This is a genomic window from Methylophaga thalassica MP (assembly GCF_000214595.1).
Classification (GTDB): Bacteria; Pseudomonadota; Gammaproteobacteria; order Nitrosococcales; family Methylophagaceae; genus Methylophaga; species Methylophaga thalassica.
On sequence record NZ_AFIG01000002.1, the window covers coordinates 154,572 to 169,875 of the forward strand.

Here is a 15,304-nt window from a genome sequence, read left to right on the forward strand (position 1 = left end):
TTGCTTTACAAGCTCAAATAACTGCTCAAACGGCTTAGCTTGTTTGAACTATATAGTGAGCCTGCTACGTCGGAAAATTCTGGTTGAAGGCTACCCCATAAATTGGCTAATGCCATTCTAGAAGCGCTCAGTTGTTGTTTGATTAATGAAATATTTAGCTCAGCTTGTTGAACAGCTGCTTTTGCCCTGCCCATATCTGCAGCTGGAGCTATAGCGGCATTCACACGTTTAGTGACTTCCTCAAGAGCTTCATTAGCTAAGTTCAAGGATTCTATAGCTAGATCCAAACGAGCCTGGACATTAAGCACTTCGGTGAAACGGCGAGTTACCTCACCAATCAAATCAAGAGACTCAATTTCACTTTCAATGTCGACATTGTTGGCCTTTTCATCTACCAGTGACATTCGTGCTGCACGCTTATCTCCGAGTTCTAGAACAGAGGAGAGGGATACTGTTGTTTCTAAGCCTTTTATGCCACTTAGCTCACCAGTGCCAGAAAAGTTCTCAATTTCTGCACCAATATTCATAGCCGGGTTTAGAGAGGCAGTCTTTTTCTCACCGACTAAGCCTTGTTGACGTAATGGGAAGACCCTCAAGGATGGGTTATTTTTGAGTGTGTTATTGACAGCTTGGTCAAGTAATAATGTTTTGGCAAAAACATGAGGAGCAAAGAATAATTGGCCCACAAGTAAAACCAAGGATAGTTTTGGAACATGCGTAGAAATTGCATGACCAAGTCCTTTTTGAATAGACATGATAATGATCCTGTAACAGATAAATAATCACACAATCACACAGTGATTGTGAGCAATGGATTCTGTTCAGGCTTTAGGCGGTCTGTACTGTGAGCTAGGGGAGCTGGTTATGGAAGGAGCATTTTCCCAAGTAGGAGATGAATTTGAGAGAGCATTGATAAAGCTTTCATTCACAAAACTCAGCGCGATGAAATGTGAGCAATGATTATGGCAACATCCACTACAATCATCAAAAGGAGCTTGTTGTGTATCAGAAAGAGCATCAGATGATGCATCTGTATCTTGATGGGGGTGGGTATGTTCTGGGCTGCTATCAGGAATGATATTATGAATTTCAGCCAAAGCTATGCCCGACTGCATAGCAATCGTGAATATGAGCAAGCATAGGAGACTTCTAAATTTCATAAAGTATTTTAAAATCAGATTCGTTCAATCAGACTATTGAAAATTTTATTAATAATAACACACTCATTTAGAAATTAATACAAAATTCAAGAAAAAATGGCTTTTGAACAAGCCAGCCCCTCAATCAGTACTAAATACTAATCAGTTTCTTTGCCATCGTTGCACAGTTAGATTTTTTCAAACTCGATATAAAAAATGAACTGAAGATAATTTCATAAAATTTCGCATAGGTATTCTAGAGTTCAAGTAATTGGTTAGACATACTGTCCTAGTTCTATTTCAATCTTTCCTTCTCTTAATTTTAACTGAAATGTTCCCCTTTTACGCGCCGCCAGCCAACTTACACCTGATAATTACACTTATCAGGTGGATAATTTATAAAATCCCCGTATAATCAAAATTAATAGCGATTTTTGTGGCCAAGAAAATACTGATGTTCGAAATTTAAAATCTGACCGGTTATCCCTCACACAACTACTCAGATTTTAAATTCTGAAACAAGGTCTAGAAAATAAATGACAGCTGCCAGGTATTACAACTGATGAAAGAAGAGATGATCAACTCCCCTATCCCAGTTTTCGATGTCAATCATCCACCAATTGAATTCAGAGAACTTATAGATGATGTTATGGAAAACTTCGAACAAGGTGTGCCGGCAAACAGTAAACGTGCTCGTGATGCAGACTTGGCCGTCTATACTGCATGGGGCAAAAATGTTTACGGATCATATTTCAAAGCTATTCCTTCTTCGCCAGAGCATATCGAAAAATTCTTAAATGATATGTCTGTTGAGGTAACAGAGACTATTTCTACTAAAAACTTAAATGGTGAAATGGTTGATACAACTATAAAACATCGACTTAAAGCACTAAGTACAATAGAAAGATATCTTGCTTCACTTTCATATAAAAACAAGTTGTACCTGGATGCGATCATGGACATTACCAACAACTATCAACTTAGTTCAGGTTTCGTGAACCCTACATCTGTCAGAAGAGTTAAGGCTACACTACAAAAAGTCAGAGCCCTATACCGTGATAGCTCACAAAAACAAGCACAACCATTTAGTTTGGATCTAATTGAAGATGTTATTTCACTACATGATGGTTCTCTTAGAGATAAGTTAGAAATCACCCTACTCTCATTTGCTTTTGACACTATGATGCGTTGCTCAGAATTAGTAAGAGTCAATGTTGAAGATTTATCTTTTGATCCAGCATTTAGTGACGGTATTGTTGAACTACATTGGTCCAAAACAGACCAAGACGGTCAAGGTCAAACGAGGTATCTGAGTTCTCATACAGTCAAATTATTAAAAGATTATCTGCAAGCAACAAATATCAGCTCTGGAAGGTTATTTCGTTCTATTGGAAAAAATAACAAGCAACTTGAAGGCATGCATAAAGACAGGGTAGGAATTATTTTCAAACGGCTTGGGAGAAGATTGTCCAAATTTTATTCAGATAATTCAGCAAACAATATAATATCTAAGTCAAAGACTGTACCAACAGAAATATCAGCTCACTCTACACGTGTAGCTGCAGCCCAGGCTCTGGCACTGAATGGTGCATCCACTGTTCAGTTAATGAATGAAGGTGGATGGAAATCTGCAGTAATGCCAGCTCGATATTCAAGACATGCTGACACTAAAAAAGGTGCAATGGCTCAACTACATAAAAGAGCCAGGGCAACATAAATCTCCTTACATTAATTATTGAACTAATTTTAAATGATCGAAATATTATTAGATGTCGTTGGAAAAAATACCAATGGTGATATCTGCCATCCATATAAGTACCAAAGAGGTCCTATGACTGGCATGTATGTATACACACTAAATGGCAACGATAACTTTGAAGCTACTGATGAGGAAGGTCTTCGAAATATGATCGAATCTGGACAATTTAATCATACTGGCAGAATTCGAATGATACCTCACAATGCCACTTCTACTGCAGCAGCTTCAGCTATAAATGTTGTTTCATATAAACGAATATCACTGACCTGAACAAAACAACTAATCATACTTGCGCTAATACTACTTCATGATTTAATGGCTAATAGAACTTTTAAAAGGCTAGATCATGGAATTTCTAATTATCTTTATTGCTGGATTAGCTGCTGGTGTTCACTTCACTAAGAAGTATCAATTCAATAATTATGCTGTACATATTGGTGAGCAGATTGTTACTGATGTATTGGAGCTTTCGTTATCTGAAGAAATTTATGCCCTACTCTCCAATGTCACACTGCCAATAATTGATGATAACAACCAAAAAGGAACAAGTCAGGTAGATCATATCTTAATATGTACTCGTGGTGTTTTTGTCATTGAGACTAAACATTACCGTGGTTCAATCGTCGGCACTTATAATTCTAAAGAATGGTACCAATACACTCAGTTTGATAAACATTCATTACAGAATCCTTTACTTCAAAATTTTAGTCACTTAATGGCTATTGAATCTATTACCGGTTTCTCACACCATGATATGCATAATGTTGTATCTTTTAGTGGTAATGCAGAGTTCAAATCAGAAAGGCCAAAGGGTGTATTGAAAAGCTCAGAACTAAAAGCATTTATCGATTCATTTCCGAACAACTCACTTTCAGCTGATGAGATCTATTACCTTGTCGGACAACTACAAGTACATCGATTGCCTGAGAATTCTGAGACAGACAGAAAACACGTAGAGTATCTAACTTCAAAACATAAAAAAAAGACTGTTTAGATTTACAGTCTTTTTAAATACAACATATCTTCATTGGGTTATACTAATAGTCATATTGTGTGTAAGCACTTACATTATAATAATGAATTTAGCCCTCTAAATTAAGATGTTATTTCTTTATACCTATTCAATTGGTCCTTCATCTTCTTTTTTGTAAGCAAAGCTTCTATTGCTAATTCTATTAGCTCAGAGTCTTTTACACCGATCTCATCTGCAATCTCGACAATTAGTTCAGGCATCTCTGGACGCATCTTGAAATTCTTTTGTTGTGTGTAAGGTGTTCGGCCCCCTCTTCTTCTTCTTTTGTTTGGCTGTCGACTTACAAAGCCTGCCTCTTCAGACACTTTGCTCAACTCTTTCTTATCAACCTTCGGTTTACTTTTCTTTGTCCCAGCAAATTCTGCTATGTCTAGTTCATCATCAAAATCATCTAAATCTAATCCAGCTCTCTCAGCCATCACTATCTCCTGACATTATCTCTTTCAGCTTCCTCTTAACCTCTTCTGCATAAGCTTTTGCGTTTGAGGCTGTCACTTCAATACCAGAAACTTCTTTAGGATCTAAATTATTTACTATTCCTCCATAAGAGCGAACAGCCTTATATGCATCTTTCTCTATAAGTGATACGTTAAAAACATCAACCCCAGCATCTTTGAATTGGCTCACAATGAACTTGAGTGTTCTAGGAACAATTGCCGCACTTGTTCGTGTAAACAACACTGAGTAAGCAATCTTTCTTCTAAATGCCTTACTTTGCTGACGCAATAACTTTATTGTCTTCACTGCTTCATCAGCATCGTCTTGTGATCCCTGACATGGAATAATTACTAAGTCTGCCCTACTTACTGCATTTGCGACTGCAATACTTGCGGTACCCTCCAAGTCAACTATAACAAACGCATTCTCATCTTCTGCTTTCTCGATGTCATCGATAATTGTTTCTTCGTCAGACTCATACACATTCAGGTTACCTGGACAGCCTGGTTTTTTTGCCCATTTTGCACCATGTTTATTTGGGTCAGCATCAATTAAGGCTACTTTTACATCTTTCTCTTCGCCCTGTCTTGATAATTCAGAGGCTAAGGTTATTGCTGCTGTAGTCTTACCTGCCCCACCTTTTGAACTAGCCATAACGACCGTTGGCATATGCTTAATCCTCATCTATTTTTTGTACTTAGATAGCTATCAGATATCCATAAGCTATCTCTTTCATGAATATTAATACATTTATAACATTATTACCACATATGTATAGATAGCTATCAGATATCTAGAAGATATCATTATTAATTCTACTATGATAGCTATCCAGATATCTAATAGATATCTAATAGATATCTATAAGCTATCATAGTAGCTGATTAATGAATTTTTTAATATTTAGATTAAATATTCGCCAGGAAAATTAATAATATTTATAGATAGCTATCTAATATCTTTATAGATACCTGATTAGATATCTATATAGGTATCTGGTTGATATCTATTGGATATCTAGTTAGCTATCTCTTAACATTGATTGAGATATCTAGTGGCTATCTGGATAGCTATCTTTATGAGTTAGATCAAATATACTTGAGATATCTTTTAGATATCTGATAGCTATCTTGTAAACATATAAAAACGAGCAGTTGTATATATATGAGTGGTTCTTATATATGAGGGGGAATATGTCATAGTTAATTATCATCAGATGCGCAGATGAATTAATTTGTATTGTTTTCAGCTTAGCAAATGAGTATGAGAGGAGAGAGAACACATCATTATATAGCGATTAAGAAGATATAGACCTAGATGAGAAATTTGTCACAAAAGCGAAACATGTGAAAATTTTGTGATTGAAAAAGCTCTTTTTATTCGTTAAATATAAGCGTGAAAAATTAGTTATGTCTAAGGACATAGCGATGTGTTTAAAGAGTATATTTGAGGAGTAGGGCAGTGCAAAGCCTATATACGGATATGACGTATAGCTTTTTAGTGAAGCTAATGGATACGTCTTTAATAAGTGATAAAGAACGAATTACTGAATTAGGATTCACAACAGTTCAGGTAAATATTATATCCAACCTCCCTCATAGTGATTTGTATAAACTGTCACGGATTTATAAATTACTCGATATTTCAATTAATGAAATATTTTTAACAAAAGCAATCAATCAGGCTAAAGAAAATGTTCGTTGTCGTAGTGACATCGAAAATATGGATATTACACACAAATTACTGAGAAATTTATCCACACTATCCGCTCACGAAACAGAGAGTAAGGCACTAACCAAGCAATTCAATCTATCTAACAATACAATTTCAACGCTTGCATCTATGTCCATTCAGGACACGTTAGCTATAGCAAGAACAGGAATTGTATTTTATGAAATCACTGCTAATGAAGTTAAGTTAGCAATGGCTTTAGAATACATACAGGAAGCACGTCGAGAAGAGGAAGCTATCAACCACCTCATAGTAAATGATGCTTCATGGCCGATGGTGCACACTCTTACCGGGATGAGTAGAGCTTTATTCCAAGATATGAGAAAGTCATTGAATGCACCAAAAACTCTTGGTGGTCCCCCAAGAAGATTAACAGAAGAAGAAGAAATTATTGCTTGGAACTCCTGGGCCAGCACTGCGGAAAAAACGCCTTTAGAGAGATGTATAGCAGTAAGCCAAACATTAAACACTATAGCATTACGTCATTTATGGCCAACTTTGTCTGAGTGGATGAAGCAAGAAAATGCATCTGAAAAAGATTCTGTGCTTGCATAACCAGCTTAGACCAATATCCGGTTATTGATTGCCTTTATTAACTGCTGAAACGAATATGTACGCAAATTTGATGGAGATGCATTTTGCGTACAATACTACTCATTGCAATACTACCTGTCGTCTTGACAGGCTGTTTATCACTTCCGATTATTGACCAACAGTCAAAACAAGCTGGACCTACCGATACTCCTGTAGCTATATCTGACATTTTTATTGAACGATACGACTATGAGCCTCCCAAAGAAACTCAAATAAGGGTTGGTCGATACTCTAGTGCAGCTGCTGTTAACACTCGTCAGCAAGAAAACTTGCTCGAAGTAGTTGTTGATACTGAAATTCCAAATCAAGAAAAAACCGTTGGCCAAGCTATAAACTTCTTGCTTCTAAGAAGTGGATACACTTTAGCTGTACCTGAAATTCAGGGTGAGCATGTCAAGCAATTACTCAATAAAAAACTACCACAGATTCACAGAAAAATAGGACCAGTAATGCTGAAGGATGCATTGATGATGCTGGTTGGAAAAGCATACTGGATGAAGGTCGATCCAGTACATAGATTGATAGCTTTTGACACAGTTGAAGAGTTTAAATGATGACATATAAAAGCAAATCACACGATGTTTTCGATGGTGAAATACCAAAGGATCTTGGTAAAAAGAAAAACCCGCCATTATGGGTAAAACTGATATTTCTTGTAATTCTTGTTGCTGTTCTTGGTACAGCAGCCTACTTACTTGAATCAGATGATGATTATGAAATTGAACCAGGTACAGATTTAACTGAAACAGTTGTCTCAGAACTCATATCTGAAGATTCCAATACCTCTAAAGATTCCATAACTAACATTATTGTTGAAGATAAAGAGAATAAGCAAAGCTCTGAGATAGATATTGTAGAACTTGAGAATACTGATAGTGAGATTCAAGTCTTCCCGCCTGATGCCAAACAACAGAGTTTTAACAAACCAACCTCTCTTGATGAAATAAAGAATATTAATGATCAATTAGATGATTTATCTGCCAGGCTCGCTACTGTTGAAGATAAGGGTTCGGAACGAATAGCTTTAATTCAGAATGGCATCGACCTTCACACACAAAGCGTCAACAAATTGAATACATTAGTTTATTCACTGAAAGACCTTAAGAAAGAGCTTTCAGACTTGAAGAAAATGTCTACGAAATCGAATACCACAGTTCGTACATCCCAACCCGGTAGCCAGAAGCTTCAAACAAAAAATAATCAACCAACAAACTCAAACTCAAATAGCAAGACGGATCAGCTCAAGCTATTGGGTATCGACTCATGGGGCGGTGTAGATTTTGTTCAAATTCAATATAAACATGATATCCATCTCCTATCAACAGGCGAGAAAATAGGGCTTTGGGGGGTAATTAGCATCGGTGAAGATAGCGTTGTGCTCAAAAACGAAGAAGGAGTGAGCTTTGAACTTAAGATTTAAAAGGCATCTGTTTTTAATGCTGATAGTGGTATCAAATACTTCTTTTGCAGCAGAGAAAATCACATCACAAGAAAAACAATCCAAAGCTACAGACAGCTCGATAACCCAAACAGAACAGAAACACCTCATGTGGGGATTATCGTCGGCTGAATATGCACGATACGAAGAACTAATGAAAGGTATCAGAGGGAGCATAAGTCCTAAAACAATTTCTCCACTTGAGGTATTGGGAATCCATGCTCAGAACGAAGCTGAACGAAGAAAATACGCACGGCTTTGGGCAGACATGATGGAGAAAGATACTGAACGAGTTCTTGCATTCCAACGCGCTTATGACCAGGCATGGAAAGATAAAGGTAATAGGCCGTTAATCGATATTAGTCAGTTAAAGAGCCAATCGCCTTCAACCACTCCTACAGCGACTACACAATCGTCTGGACTACCAATTTCTAAAATGATAGTCGTAACAAAATTAGATGGATGTGCTGCCTGTGACAAGAAAATTCATCAGCTTTTAACATCAATGCTAGTTGATAAAACGATTCACTTGGATATCTATTTTAGTGATTCGAGTGATAAACAGAACAGCGTAATACGCCAATGGGCAATAAGTAATCGTGTAGATGCAGAAATGCTTAAAAGCCGTCGTTTAACGTTAAATCATGGGCAGTCACTCATGAATCAATACCAGCTTGATGAAGAACAACTGCCTGCAACATTCAAAGTCGATAACAATGGAGGGGTAAAAAGGGTAGAATAATATTTGACTAATATTAAATTACCCAATATGACATCTAATACGACGCCTATTGATTTGAATGCTTATAAAAGATTTCTTGATGGAGAAGTCGAGAAACATGCCAGTGACACAAAGATCAACAATGGCACGAGTATTGTTAATGCTGTCAACGTCGGAAGTTACAGCTTTAGTTGGGGAAAAATAGTCGAGCAACTTTCTGGAGAGTTCTTTATCTGGAAGTTTCAAATATCTACCCTTGCCAAAAAAACCCATGGCGAGAGAATCTATTTCCAAGAGCAAATATTTAACTATTTGCAGTCAAAACATCCAGAACATTCATCTGAGCACGCTATCTTGGTGGCTGGTTTGCATGACAAATGTATATTCTTGGGTATTAAGGAAGATGCATTCATCATCGCATCACCAATGCAACATGAGTATAAAAACCGCATATGGGTTCACATGCATATACTCAACAAAGATATTCCTGAAATTCTTAGTTATATCAATAATACTCAGCAGTAGCCTCTCTTCACCCGCGTACGCAAATACATATTCAAAAAATTCTATCCCAGCCCTTTATGTAAAAGTAGCTAAGCAGGAAGGTGTTCCAGCAAATCTACTTTATGCAATCTCACGAGCAGAAAGCACTAATCCAAAAATTAAAAAGGTATGGCCATGGACGCTCAATGTTCGTGGCAAAGGATATTACTTCCCTACACGTAAGAAAGCTTATGCAGCAATTATGCTGTTATTAGCCAACGACATCACTTTAGTTGATATAGGTCTAATGCAAACTAATTGGTATTGGCACAAAGACAAACTGAAAGACCCTTGGAAGGCATTATCACCTGAATACAATATTCAAACTGGAGCAAAAATCTTACGTGAGTGCTACGAACGCAAACAAGACTGGTTTTATTGTGCTGGTGAGTATCATACAAAGAGTAATACACCAGAGAGAGCAGCACGTGCAAAACGTTATCGGGAGAATGTGCTTAGCTATATGAGGGCAACAAAATGAGCAGGATGATCTCTTTATCTGTCCTACTCATGGTGAGCACATTGGTCCATGCAGAACCCAAAGTGATATTTGATTCTGGTAGAACTATAAATGCGGACAGATATTTATCTACTGAAAAAAAAGCTCAACTCCCAAAACGCAAACCCAACATCACGAGCCTGATCAGCCCAACAACGCCCGAAATGACTGTTGGTAAGGTAAAAAGACGGAATATTTCACTCCCTTATCTGCCAAGCCCATTGTTTCTTGTGGGAGCTGACAAGGTATCCATAAACTGGCTATCGCGACACAGAGAAGCACTCATTAAAGTCGGTGCAGTGGGTCTGATCGTCAACTCGAAGTCTGCTTCAGATATACAACAAGTCATACACGCAGCAAGTGGACTTCAGATAAGTCCGGCTTCCGGAAGTGATCTTGCAAAACAGCTAAACCTCCATCATTACCCAATTTTAATCACTCGAACACAGATTGCCCAATGAAACAGAAACACACGTTGGAAGTACTCCTTCGACCAAAGGTTGAAATATGGTCTGCCGGGATATCTGCCACAGGTGCGGTACTTTCATATGTCGCACCGTGGTCTATTATGATGACCCCATCAATTGCTTATGGGGTAGGGGGTATCCTCACCTATAATGCCTTTCGTAATTTCAGAGATTTTGTTCGACTCTATAAGTATCAAAAAGGGCTTCGTCGGCAAGCGCTATTCAAGATGGCACCCAATGATATTCCAGTTAGTAAAAAATATTTGTTCTATGGACTAGGCTTTAGGTGGGGACAAAAACATGCTCAGCGTCTAAAGGACACAAGAGAGCCAGCTGCAAGCAAATATATTAACCCTGGACTACTTTACAGACTCGCAAGAAGAAAAGAGCGTGAATGGGAATCACAACCGTATCTATCTAAACTCGCTGAACTACTCAACAGTGAATCAAAATTTAATCCTGTTCGATCATTACCTCCAATCGGGGGCGAGCCACAGATCCACGGTGTAGGGGGGGAGGAAGAACCCGTAGTTTCACTTCTTTCGGAAAGGAATGGTCATACACTGGTTCTGGGTACCACCCGTGTTGGTAAAACTCGTGCAGCTGAAGTGCTGATTACTCAAGATATAAGACGTGGTGACATCACAGTAGTCTTCGATCCAAAAGGTGATGCAGAGTTGATGCGAAGAATTATTGCTGAATGTAAAGCATCAGGTCGAGAAGATGATTTAGTTGTCTTTCATCTTGGCTTCCCAGACATATCAGCTAGATATAACGGCATAGGACATTTTAGCCGTGTAACAGAGGTTGCTACCAGAACAGCAAACCAACTTGACAGTGGTGGTAACTCAAACGTATTCCGTGAGTTTTTCTGGCGTTTCACCAATATTATTGCTCAAGCACTGGTAGCACTCGGACGACGACCAGACTATGCACAATTAGCTCAGCACATTCAAAGTATCGATGATCTACTCATAGATTATTACGAGGTTTGGTTAAACAATGAGGCTGATCCTGACTGGCCAAGACACGTAAATGAAATAGCTTCAAATTTGAACGATAAGATGCTTCCTATGAGTCTACGTGGGAAAAACAAAAGAGCAAACGCCATGATTAAATATGCTCAAGATAGAAAAATGTTTGATGCTGTAGCTATGGGACTACGTTCTACATTTGAATACGACAAAACATATTTTGACAAGATTGTGGCTAGTGGTCTGCCATTACTTGAGAAACTTATATCAGGACGTATTGCTGAGCTTATATCACCAGCATATAACGACGCAGACGATAATCGACCAGTATTTAGTTGGGGGCAGGTCATAAGACAAAAGAAAGTCGTGTATATCGGACTGGATGCATTACAAGATATGGCTATTGCCGGCACCGTTGGTAACACAATGTTTGCAGACTTAGTTTCTACCGCAGGTGAGATATATAAACATGGAACTGAACTCGGATATCACAACCAAGACACATCATCTGGAAGTAAAACCCCTATAAACATCCATGCTGATGAAGTGAATGAATTAATGGGAGATGAGTTTCTTCCAATGCTTAACAAAGGCGGGGGCGCAGGCTTGCAAATCACCGCTTACACACAAACCATGTCTGACGTTATTGTGAAGCTTGGTGATCAAGCAAAAGCAGGTCAAGCACTTGGTAACTTTGGCACGGTAGTTATATTCCGAGTGAAAGAACTAGCTACAGCTGAGCTATTCACGGAACAGCTCCCAATGGTCGAGGTTGCTGCTGCAACTGAAGTGACAGGCTCTGCAGACTCAGTAGATCTAGATAGTGAGGTCGATTTCACATCAAGCGCTCAAGACCGCATAACGTTCACTGAAGCCCCCCTTCTGTCACCGGCAACCATAATGGCACTCCCAAAAGGTCAAGCATTCATTCTCACAGCAGGTGGTCAACTATGGAAAATCCGAGTGCCATTAGCGGACTCTAAAGATGACCTCTATATGACCTCAAATTTCAATGAAATGGCTGATGATATGGCTTCATCATACCGAACTGGCGAGACATGGTGGGTTGAGTAATGGCACAGGATAATACCCCTCAAACCCAAAAAAGTCTGATAGGTAGATGGATATCACGAATTACAACCATAGCGGTGTGGCTTCTACTCGCTTTACTCATGTCTATCATCACAGAATGGATTGGAATGAACACTAAATGGAAAGATGAAGGTATTGAGCACAGCAGGGGGATGGTTAAAACAGAGCTGGGTTATTTAAACAAAGACTTCCAGAAAAGTTTAATTGTACAGCGGCCCGTTCAATATGCTGAAAATATAGCATCAACAATGCATAAGTATATGTATGAGAAGACAGGTGTTATGGATATCCTTTCTAAGATTCTTCGAGACAACAAAGCTGAAAGCATAATACGTCTGTTTGCCGAACATGTATTAGCTGCTGTTTACGTAACTCAAGTATTTGCAATAAGACTAGCAGTTCTGACATTAGCATTACCCGCATTTCTAATCTTTGGCATTGTTGCAGCTACGGAAGGTCTGGTTCAACGTGATATCAGAAAATGGTCTGTCGGAAGAGAACATGCTGGTTTATACCATCACGCAAAACGCTGGATTCCCATAACCTTCATCGCACCATGGGTTGTCTATCTTGCTTTTCCAGTTTCTATTCATCCAAACGCTGTAATCCTACCTTTTGCCTTGTTATTCGGCATTGGTATTTTCATGGTTACATACCTATTCAAGAAATATATCTGATAACCGGCTCAGACCAATATCCGGTTATTCATTGTCTCTATTGAGGGGCTTGGGCAGACTTCACTCACACAAAGTTAATGTAGTGAGAAATGAACATAATGCTCAAGCCCCTTTTACTTATTTTCACGATTTCGTTATCAGCGGTAGCTAGCGCCAGCAACTTTGCTGAACGTGAAAGTCTAGCCAAGCTTATTCATGAAATTGATGGCCTTAGCTCACTTGTTGACGAAGCGCAGGGCCGAGCAAATCCCGATAGCCGTATTCGCTTCCAATACAACCTACTTCGTAAAGACTTAATGATGATGAAGCTGGGCATTCAAGAACATCTCGATGGACCAGCAATCGAACCGAGAAACTACGCCCCACTATCTGGCGACTACTGACGCTAAACCATGTCCGTTAATTCTAAGCAAACAGAAAGCTTCCTAAATGCTACTGGTGTATCCATGGATAACATCATGTTAGTCCTTGCAACTCTAGTAGCTGTTGCAATCTTGTTATGGAGCGCCTGGGTAACACTGTCTTATTACAATCAATGGGCATCAAATAAAAATGACGTCACTTTGTTCGATGTTATGTGGAGTGCCACACGCTCCACTATCTTGCTTTGTTTGGTTTTAAATCTAGTTTCAAAATAAGGGTTAAAAATGAAGAAAATACTTATCACTGCATCGGCCTTTTATCTATCAATATGTCAGAAAGCATATGCGAAATTACCAACAGCTGTTCCACCATCTACTGGATCAGCTAATGGAAACTGGCTAGAACTTCTAAAAGGATACATAAAAGATGCTTCTTTACTACTAGGGTTAACACTCTCTGTTGTTGGTTTTATTTGGCTTTCTTGGATTGCTTTTTCAGATATTAACCAAGCTCGTACAGGTAGAAAAGAATGGGGTGAAGTCGGCGTGACAGTTATAGCAGGTGCAGGTGTTTTCGCATTTGTTTCTTATTTACTTTATCAAGCTTCAGATGTCTTCAAATGAGTGATTCAGAAGATATCTTGGCTGATAGGCTCAATAACGAGCCTCCAATATTCCGAGGACTGTCTAATTCAGAATTAGGAATGGTATTAAAAGTTGGAGCTCTTTTCTGGATTCCAGTTTGTCTGTTCATGGCTGCCTTAATGGGGAAAATGCTAATGGGGATGGGAGCAGCAATGATTATGCTTTTGCTGACAGTCCTTGTCAGTGGCTCTTTATTTCAGAAAATAAAGCGAGGAAGGCCTGACTACTACTATCAACATTATTTAATGCTACGAGATATTTTTCTCAGAGTAAAAACTAATACAAATAATGATCGCGTAATTCATTACTCAGGAACATGGGGAGTTGGACGTACTGATGGGGAGTAAATATAGAGGAGAGAATGACAACCTTAAATCTCATATCACTACTCTGAGAATAGTAGTTGGGATATTAATTCTATTTTGTATTTTGTTCTGGATGTCGGCAAATAAAGCTCGTGAAGTTCAAAGGTTATTCATTCCACCAGACCTTCGAGCAGGCGCGACAGTTACGCTCAATGAAATACCTGTCACATCAGCATATAGCTTTGCAGTCAGTATCTTTCAATATCTTAATACATGGCTAGAAGACGGAGCCAAAGACTATCCTGCGAGAGTAGGAGAACTTGCTGCATACCTTTCACCAAGCTATCAGCAATGGCTAAAGGAAGACATTATTCGTCGTAGTAATCGTGGTGAACTAGATAGGCGTACAAGAACTGTCACTCTAATTAACGAAATGGCTTATGACGACCATAGAGTAGACATACTTAATGAAAACAACTTCATAGTATGGCTCGATCTCAGGATTACTGAGACTCATCGTGGTGTCCCCATCAAATCAGTAGATATTAGATATCCAATTAGAGTCGTCCGCAGTAACGTAAGTCCGGAGTTCAACCCTTGGGGACTAATGTTAGATGGCTTTCAAGAAAATCCAACACGAATTACTTCAACGGTAAAACAACAATGAAGCTATATATAACGATAATAGTAGCTCTTTTTACTCTTGCTTGGTTGCCGACAAAATCAGTTGCTGATGAGAAGGTGGTCTGGGACAAGACACCAATCAAGGTAGTATTAAAGCCTAATCAAGAGAGAATGATCGTCTTCCCATCAAATAGCGTGAGAGTGAAAGTACCCGCTGCAATAGCTAATTCGCTAAGTACATTATCAAACAATGGTGTCATTTT

General features: G+C 38.7%; 21 protein-coding genes. 18 read left to right on the top strand and 3 right to left on the bottom strand.

All coding sequences use genetic code 11. The features are described from left to right. Window positions 1-5: 5 nt before the first annotated feature. Window positions 6-755 carry a TolC family protein gene (locus tag MAMP_RS15755; protein WP_007146237.1) on the bottom strand — a complete coding sequence of 250 codons (750 nt, stop codon included), beginning with the start codon at window positions 753-755 and terminating at the stop codon, window positions 6-8. Window positions 756-1,701: 946 nt separating this feature from the next. On the opposite strand from MAMP_RS15755, the gene MAMP_RS11560 reads away from it, so the two are divergent. From MAMP_RS11560 to MAMP_RS11570, 3 genes are all read left to right on the top strand, one after another. Next, complete coding sequence (locus MAMP_RS11560; protein WP_007146239.1) at window positions 1,702-2,856, top strand: tyrosine-type recombinase/integrase; 1,155 nt, start codon at window positions 1,702-1,704, stop codon at window positions 2,854-2,856. 33 nt (window positions 2,857-2,889) lie between these two features. Continuing rightward, window positions 2,890-3,168 (top strand): hypothetical protein, encoded by a 279-nt coding sequence (locus MAMP_RS11565; protein ID WP_040576549.1) that lies wholly within the window; start codon window positions 2,890-2,892, stop codon window positions 3,166-3,168. A 76-nt stretch (window positions 3,169-3,244) separates the two neighbouring features. After that, window positions 3,245-3,892, top strand: coding sequence for a nuclease-related domain-containing protein (locus MAMP_RS11570; RefSeq protein ID WP_007146241.1), 648 nt, complete (start codon window positions 3,245-3,247; stop codon window positions 3,890-3,892). 101 nt (window positions 3,893-3,993) lie between these two features. On the opposite strand, the gene MAMP_RS11575 is transcribed toward MAMP_RS11570, so the two are convergent. Then, on the bottom strand, window positions 3,994-4,350 hold the full coding sequence (locus MAMP_RS11575; protein ID WP_007146242.1) for a hypothetical protein: 357 nt from the start codon (window positions 4,348-4,350) through the stop codon (window positions 3,994-3,996). Next, on the bottom strand, window positions 4,343-5,038 hold the full coding sequence (locus MAMP_RS11580; RefSeq protein ID WP_007146243.1) for a ParA family protein: 696 nt from the start codon (window positions 5,036-5,038) through the stop codon (window positions 4,343-4,345). The genes MAMP_RS11575 and MAMP_RS11580 overlap by 8 nt, the downstream gene beginning before the upstream one ends. A 792-nt stretch (window positions 5,039-5,830) precedes the next feature. Between MAMP_RS11580 and MAMP_RS11585 the strand changes: the two genes are divergently transcribed. The 15 genes from MAMP_RS11585 to MAMP_RS11650 form a co-directional block, all read left to right on the top strand. After that, entirely contained in the window at window positions 5,831-6,655 is an 825-nt protein-coding gene (locus MAMP_RS11585; RefSeq protein WP_007146244.1) for an STY4526/YPO1902 family pathogenicity island replication protein, read from the top strand. An 83-nt stretch (window positions 6,656-6,738) separates the two neighbouring features. Continuing rightward, entirely contained in the window at window positions 6,739-7,248 is a 510-nt protein-coding gene (pilL2, locus tag MAMP_RS11590; protein WP_007146245.1) for a PFGI-1 class ICE element type IV pilus protein PilL2, read from the top strand. Further along, complete coding sequence (locus MAMP_RS11595; RefSeq protein WP_007146246.1) at window positions 7,245-8,114, top strand: hypothetical protein; 870 nt, start codon at window positions 7,245-7,247, stop codon at window positions 8,112-8,114. Before pilL2 ends, MAMP_RS11595 begins: the two co-directional genes overlap by 4 nt. Then, window positions 8,098-8,874, top strand: a complete 777-nt coding sequence (locus MAMP_RS11600; RefSeq protein ID WP_007146247.1) for a TIGR03759 family integrating conjugative element protein — start codon at window positions 8,098-8,100, stop codon at window positions 8,872-8,874. The genes MAMP_RS11595 and MAMP_RS11600 overlap by 17 nt, the downstream gene beginning before the upstream one ends. Window positions 8,875-8,877: 3 nt before the next feature. Beyond that, on the top strand, window positions 8,878-9,378 hold the full coding sequence (locus tag MAMP_RS16210) for a hypothetical protein (RefSeq protein WP_158005174.1): 501 nt from the start codon (window positions 8,878-8,880) through the stop codon (window positions 9,376-9,378). Continuing rightward, complete coding sequence (locus MAMP_RS15955) at window positions 9,287-9,877, top strand: transglycosylase SLT domain-containing protein (RefSeq protein ID WP_158005175.1); 591 nt, start codon at window positions 9,287-9,289, stop codon at window positions 9,875-9,877. The genes MAMP_RS16210 and MAMP_RS15955 overlap by 92 nt, the downstream gene beginning before the upstream one ends. Then, window positions 9,874-10,356 (top strand): integrating conjugative element protein, encoded by a 483-nt coding sequence (locus MAMP_RS11615; RefSeq protein ID WP_050797563.1) that lies wholly within the window; start codon window positions 9,874-9,876, stop codon window positions 10,354-10,356. The genes MAMP_RS15955 and MAMP_RS11615 overlap by 4 nt, the downstream gene beginning before the upstream one ends. Next, window positions 10,353-12,410 carry a type IV conjugative transfer system coupling protein TraD gene (traD, locus tag MAMP_RS11620; protein WP_040576551.1) on the top strand — a complete coding sequence of 686 codons (2,058 nt, stop codon included), beginning with the start codon at window positions 10,353-10,355 and terminating at the stop codon, window positions 12,408-12,410. Before MAMP_RS11615 ends, traD begins: the two co-directional genes overlap by 4 nt. Continuing rightward, the gene (locus MAMP_RS11625) at window positions 12,410-13,105 is read left to right on the top strand and encodes a TIGR03747 family integrating conjugative element membrane protein (RefSeq protein ID WP_007146251.1); all 696 of its coding nucleotides are present in this window, start codon (window positions 12,410-12,412) and stop codon (window positions 13,103-13,105) included. The genes traD and MAMP_RS11625 overlap by 1 nt, the downstream gene beginning before the upstream one ends. 98 nt (window positions 13,106-13,203) lie before the next feature. Beyond that, window positions 13,204-13,488, top strand: a complete 285-nt coding sequence (locus MAMP_RS11630; RefSeq protein WP_007146252.1) for an integrative conjugative element protein, RAQPRD family — start codon at window positions 13,204-13,206, stop codon at window positions 13,486-13,488. 9 nt (window positions 13,489-13,497) lie between these two features. Continuing rightward, window positions 13,498-13,743 carry a DUF3262 family protein gene (locus MAMP_RS16620; protein ID WP_083821537.1) on the top strand — a complete coding sequence of 82 codons (246 nt, stop codon included), beginning with the start codon at window positions 13,498-13,500 and terminating at the stop codon, window positions 13,741-13,743. Between the two features lie 9 nt (window positions 13,744-13,752). After that, complete coding sequence (locus MAMP_RS11635) at window positions 13,753-14,091, top strand: TIGR03745 family integrating conjugative element membrane protein (RefSeq protein WP_007146254.1); 339 nt, start codon at window positions 13,753-13,755, stop codon at window positions 14,089-14,091. Beyond that, window positions 14,088-14,459 (top strand): TIGR03750 family conjugal transfer protein, encoded by a 372-nt coding sequence (locus MAMP_RS11640; RefSeq protein ID WP_040576552.1) that lies wholly within the window; start codon window positions 14,088-14,090, stop codon window positions 14,457-14,459. Before MAMP_RS11635 ends, MAMP_RS11640 begins: the two co-directional genes overlap by 4 nt. Then, on the top strand, window positions 14,437-15,084 hold the full coding sequence (locus MAMP_RS11645) for a PFL_4703 family integrating conjugative element protein (protein WP_158005176.1): 648 nt from the start codon (window positions 14,437-14,439) through the stop codon (window positions 15,082-15,084). Before MAMP_RS11640 ends, MAMP_RS11645 begins: the two co-directional genes overlap by 23 nt. Continuing rightward, window positions 15,081-15,304 (top strand): DUF3438 family protein (locus MAMP_RS11650; RefSeq protein ID WP_040576553.1); only part of this gene is annotated, 224 nt, incomplete at its 3' end. The genes MAMP_RS11645 and MAMP_RS11650, both read left to right, overlap by 4 nt.

What these genes read in the sequence shown, in the direction of transcription:
- MAMP_RS15755 (WP_007146237.1), bottom strand. Translation starts at nt 755, where the DNA reads ATGTCTATTCAAAAAGGACTTGGTCATGCAATTTCTACGCATGTTCCA.
- MAMP_RS11560 (WP_007146239.1), top strand. Translation starts at nt 1,702, where the DNA reads ATGAAAGAAGAGATGATCAACTCCCCTATCCCAGTTTTCGATGTCAAT.
- MAMP_RS11565 (WP_040576549.1), top strand. Translation starts at nt 2,890, where the DNA reads ATGATCGAAATATTATTAGATGTCGTTGGAAAAAATACCAATGGTGAT.
- MAMP_RS11570 (WP_007146241.1), top strand. Translation starts at nt 3,245, where the DNA reads ATGGAATTTCTAATTATCTTTATTGCTGGATTAGCTGCTGGTGTTCAC.
- MAMP_RS11575 (WP_007146242.1), bottom strand. Translation starts at nt 4,350, where the DNA reads ATGGCTGAGAGAGCTGGATTAGATTTAGATGATTTTGATGATGAACTA.
- MAMP_RS11580 (WP_007146243.1), bottom strand. Translation starts at nt 5,038, where the DNA reads ATGCCAACGGTCGTTATGGCTAGTTCAAAAGGTGGGGCAGGTAAGACT.
- MAMP_RS11595 (WP_007146246.1), top strand. Translation starts at nt 7,245, where the DNA reads ATGATGACATATAAAAGCAAATCACACGATGTTTTCGATGGTGAAATA.
- MAMP_RS15955 (WP_158005175.1), top strand. Translation starts at nt 9,287, where the DNA reads ATGAGTATAAAAACCGCATATGGGTTCACATGCATATACTCAACAAAG.
- MAMP_RS11615 (WP_050797563.1), top strand. Translation starts at nt 9,874, where the DNA reads ATGAGCAGGATGATCTCTTTATCTGTCCTACTCATGGTGAGCACATTG.
- traD (WP_040576551.1), top strand. Translation starts at nt 10,353, where the DNA reads ATGAAACAGAAACACACGTTGGAAGTACTCCTTCGACCAAAGGTTGAA.
- MAMP_RS11625 (WP_007146251.1), top strand. Translation starts at nt 12,410, where the DNA reads ATGGCACAGGATAATACCCCTCAAACCCAAAAAAGTCTGATAGGTAGA.
- MAMP_RS11630 (WP_007146252.1), top strand. Translation starts at nt 13,204, where the DNA reads ATGCTCAAGCCCCTTTTACTTATTTTCACGATTTCGTTATCAGCGGTA.
- MAMP_RS16620 (WP_083821537.1), top strand. Translation starts at nt 13,498, where the DNA reads ATGTCCGTTAATTCTAAGCAAACAGAAAGCTTCCTAAATGCTACTGGT.
- MAMP_RS11635 (WP_007146254.1), top strand. Translation starts at nt 13,753, where the DNA reads ATGAAGAAAATACTTATCACTGCATCGGCCTTTTATCTATCAATATGT.
- MAMP_RS11640 (WP_040576552.1), top strand. Translation starts at nt 14,088, where the DNA reads ATGAGTGATTCAGAAGATATCTTGGCTGATAGGCTCAATAACGAGCCT.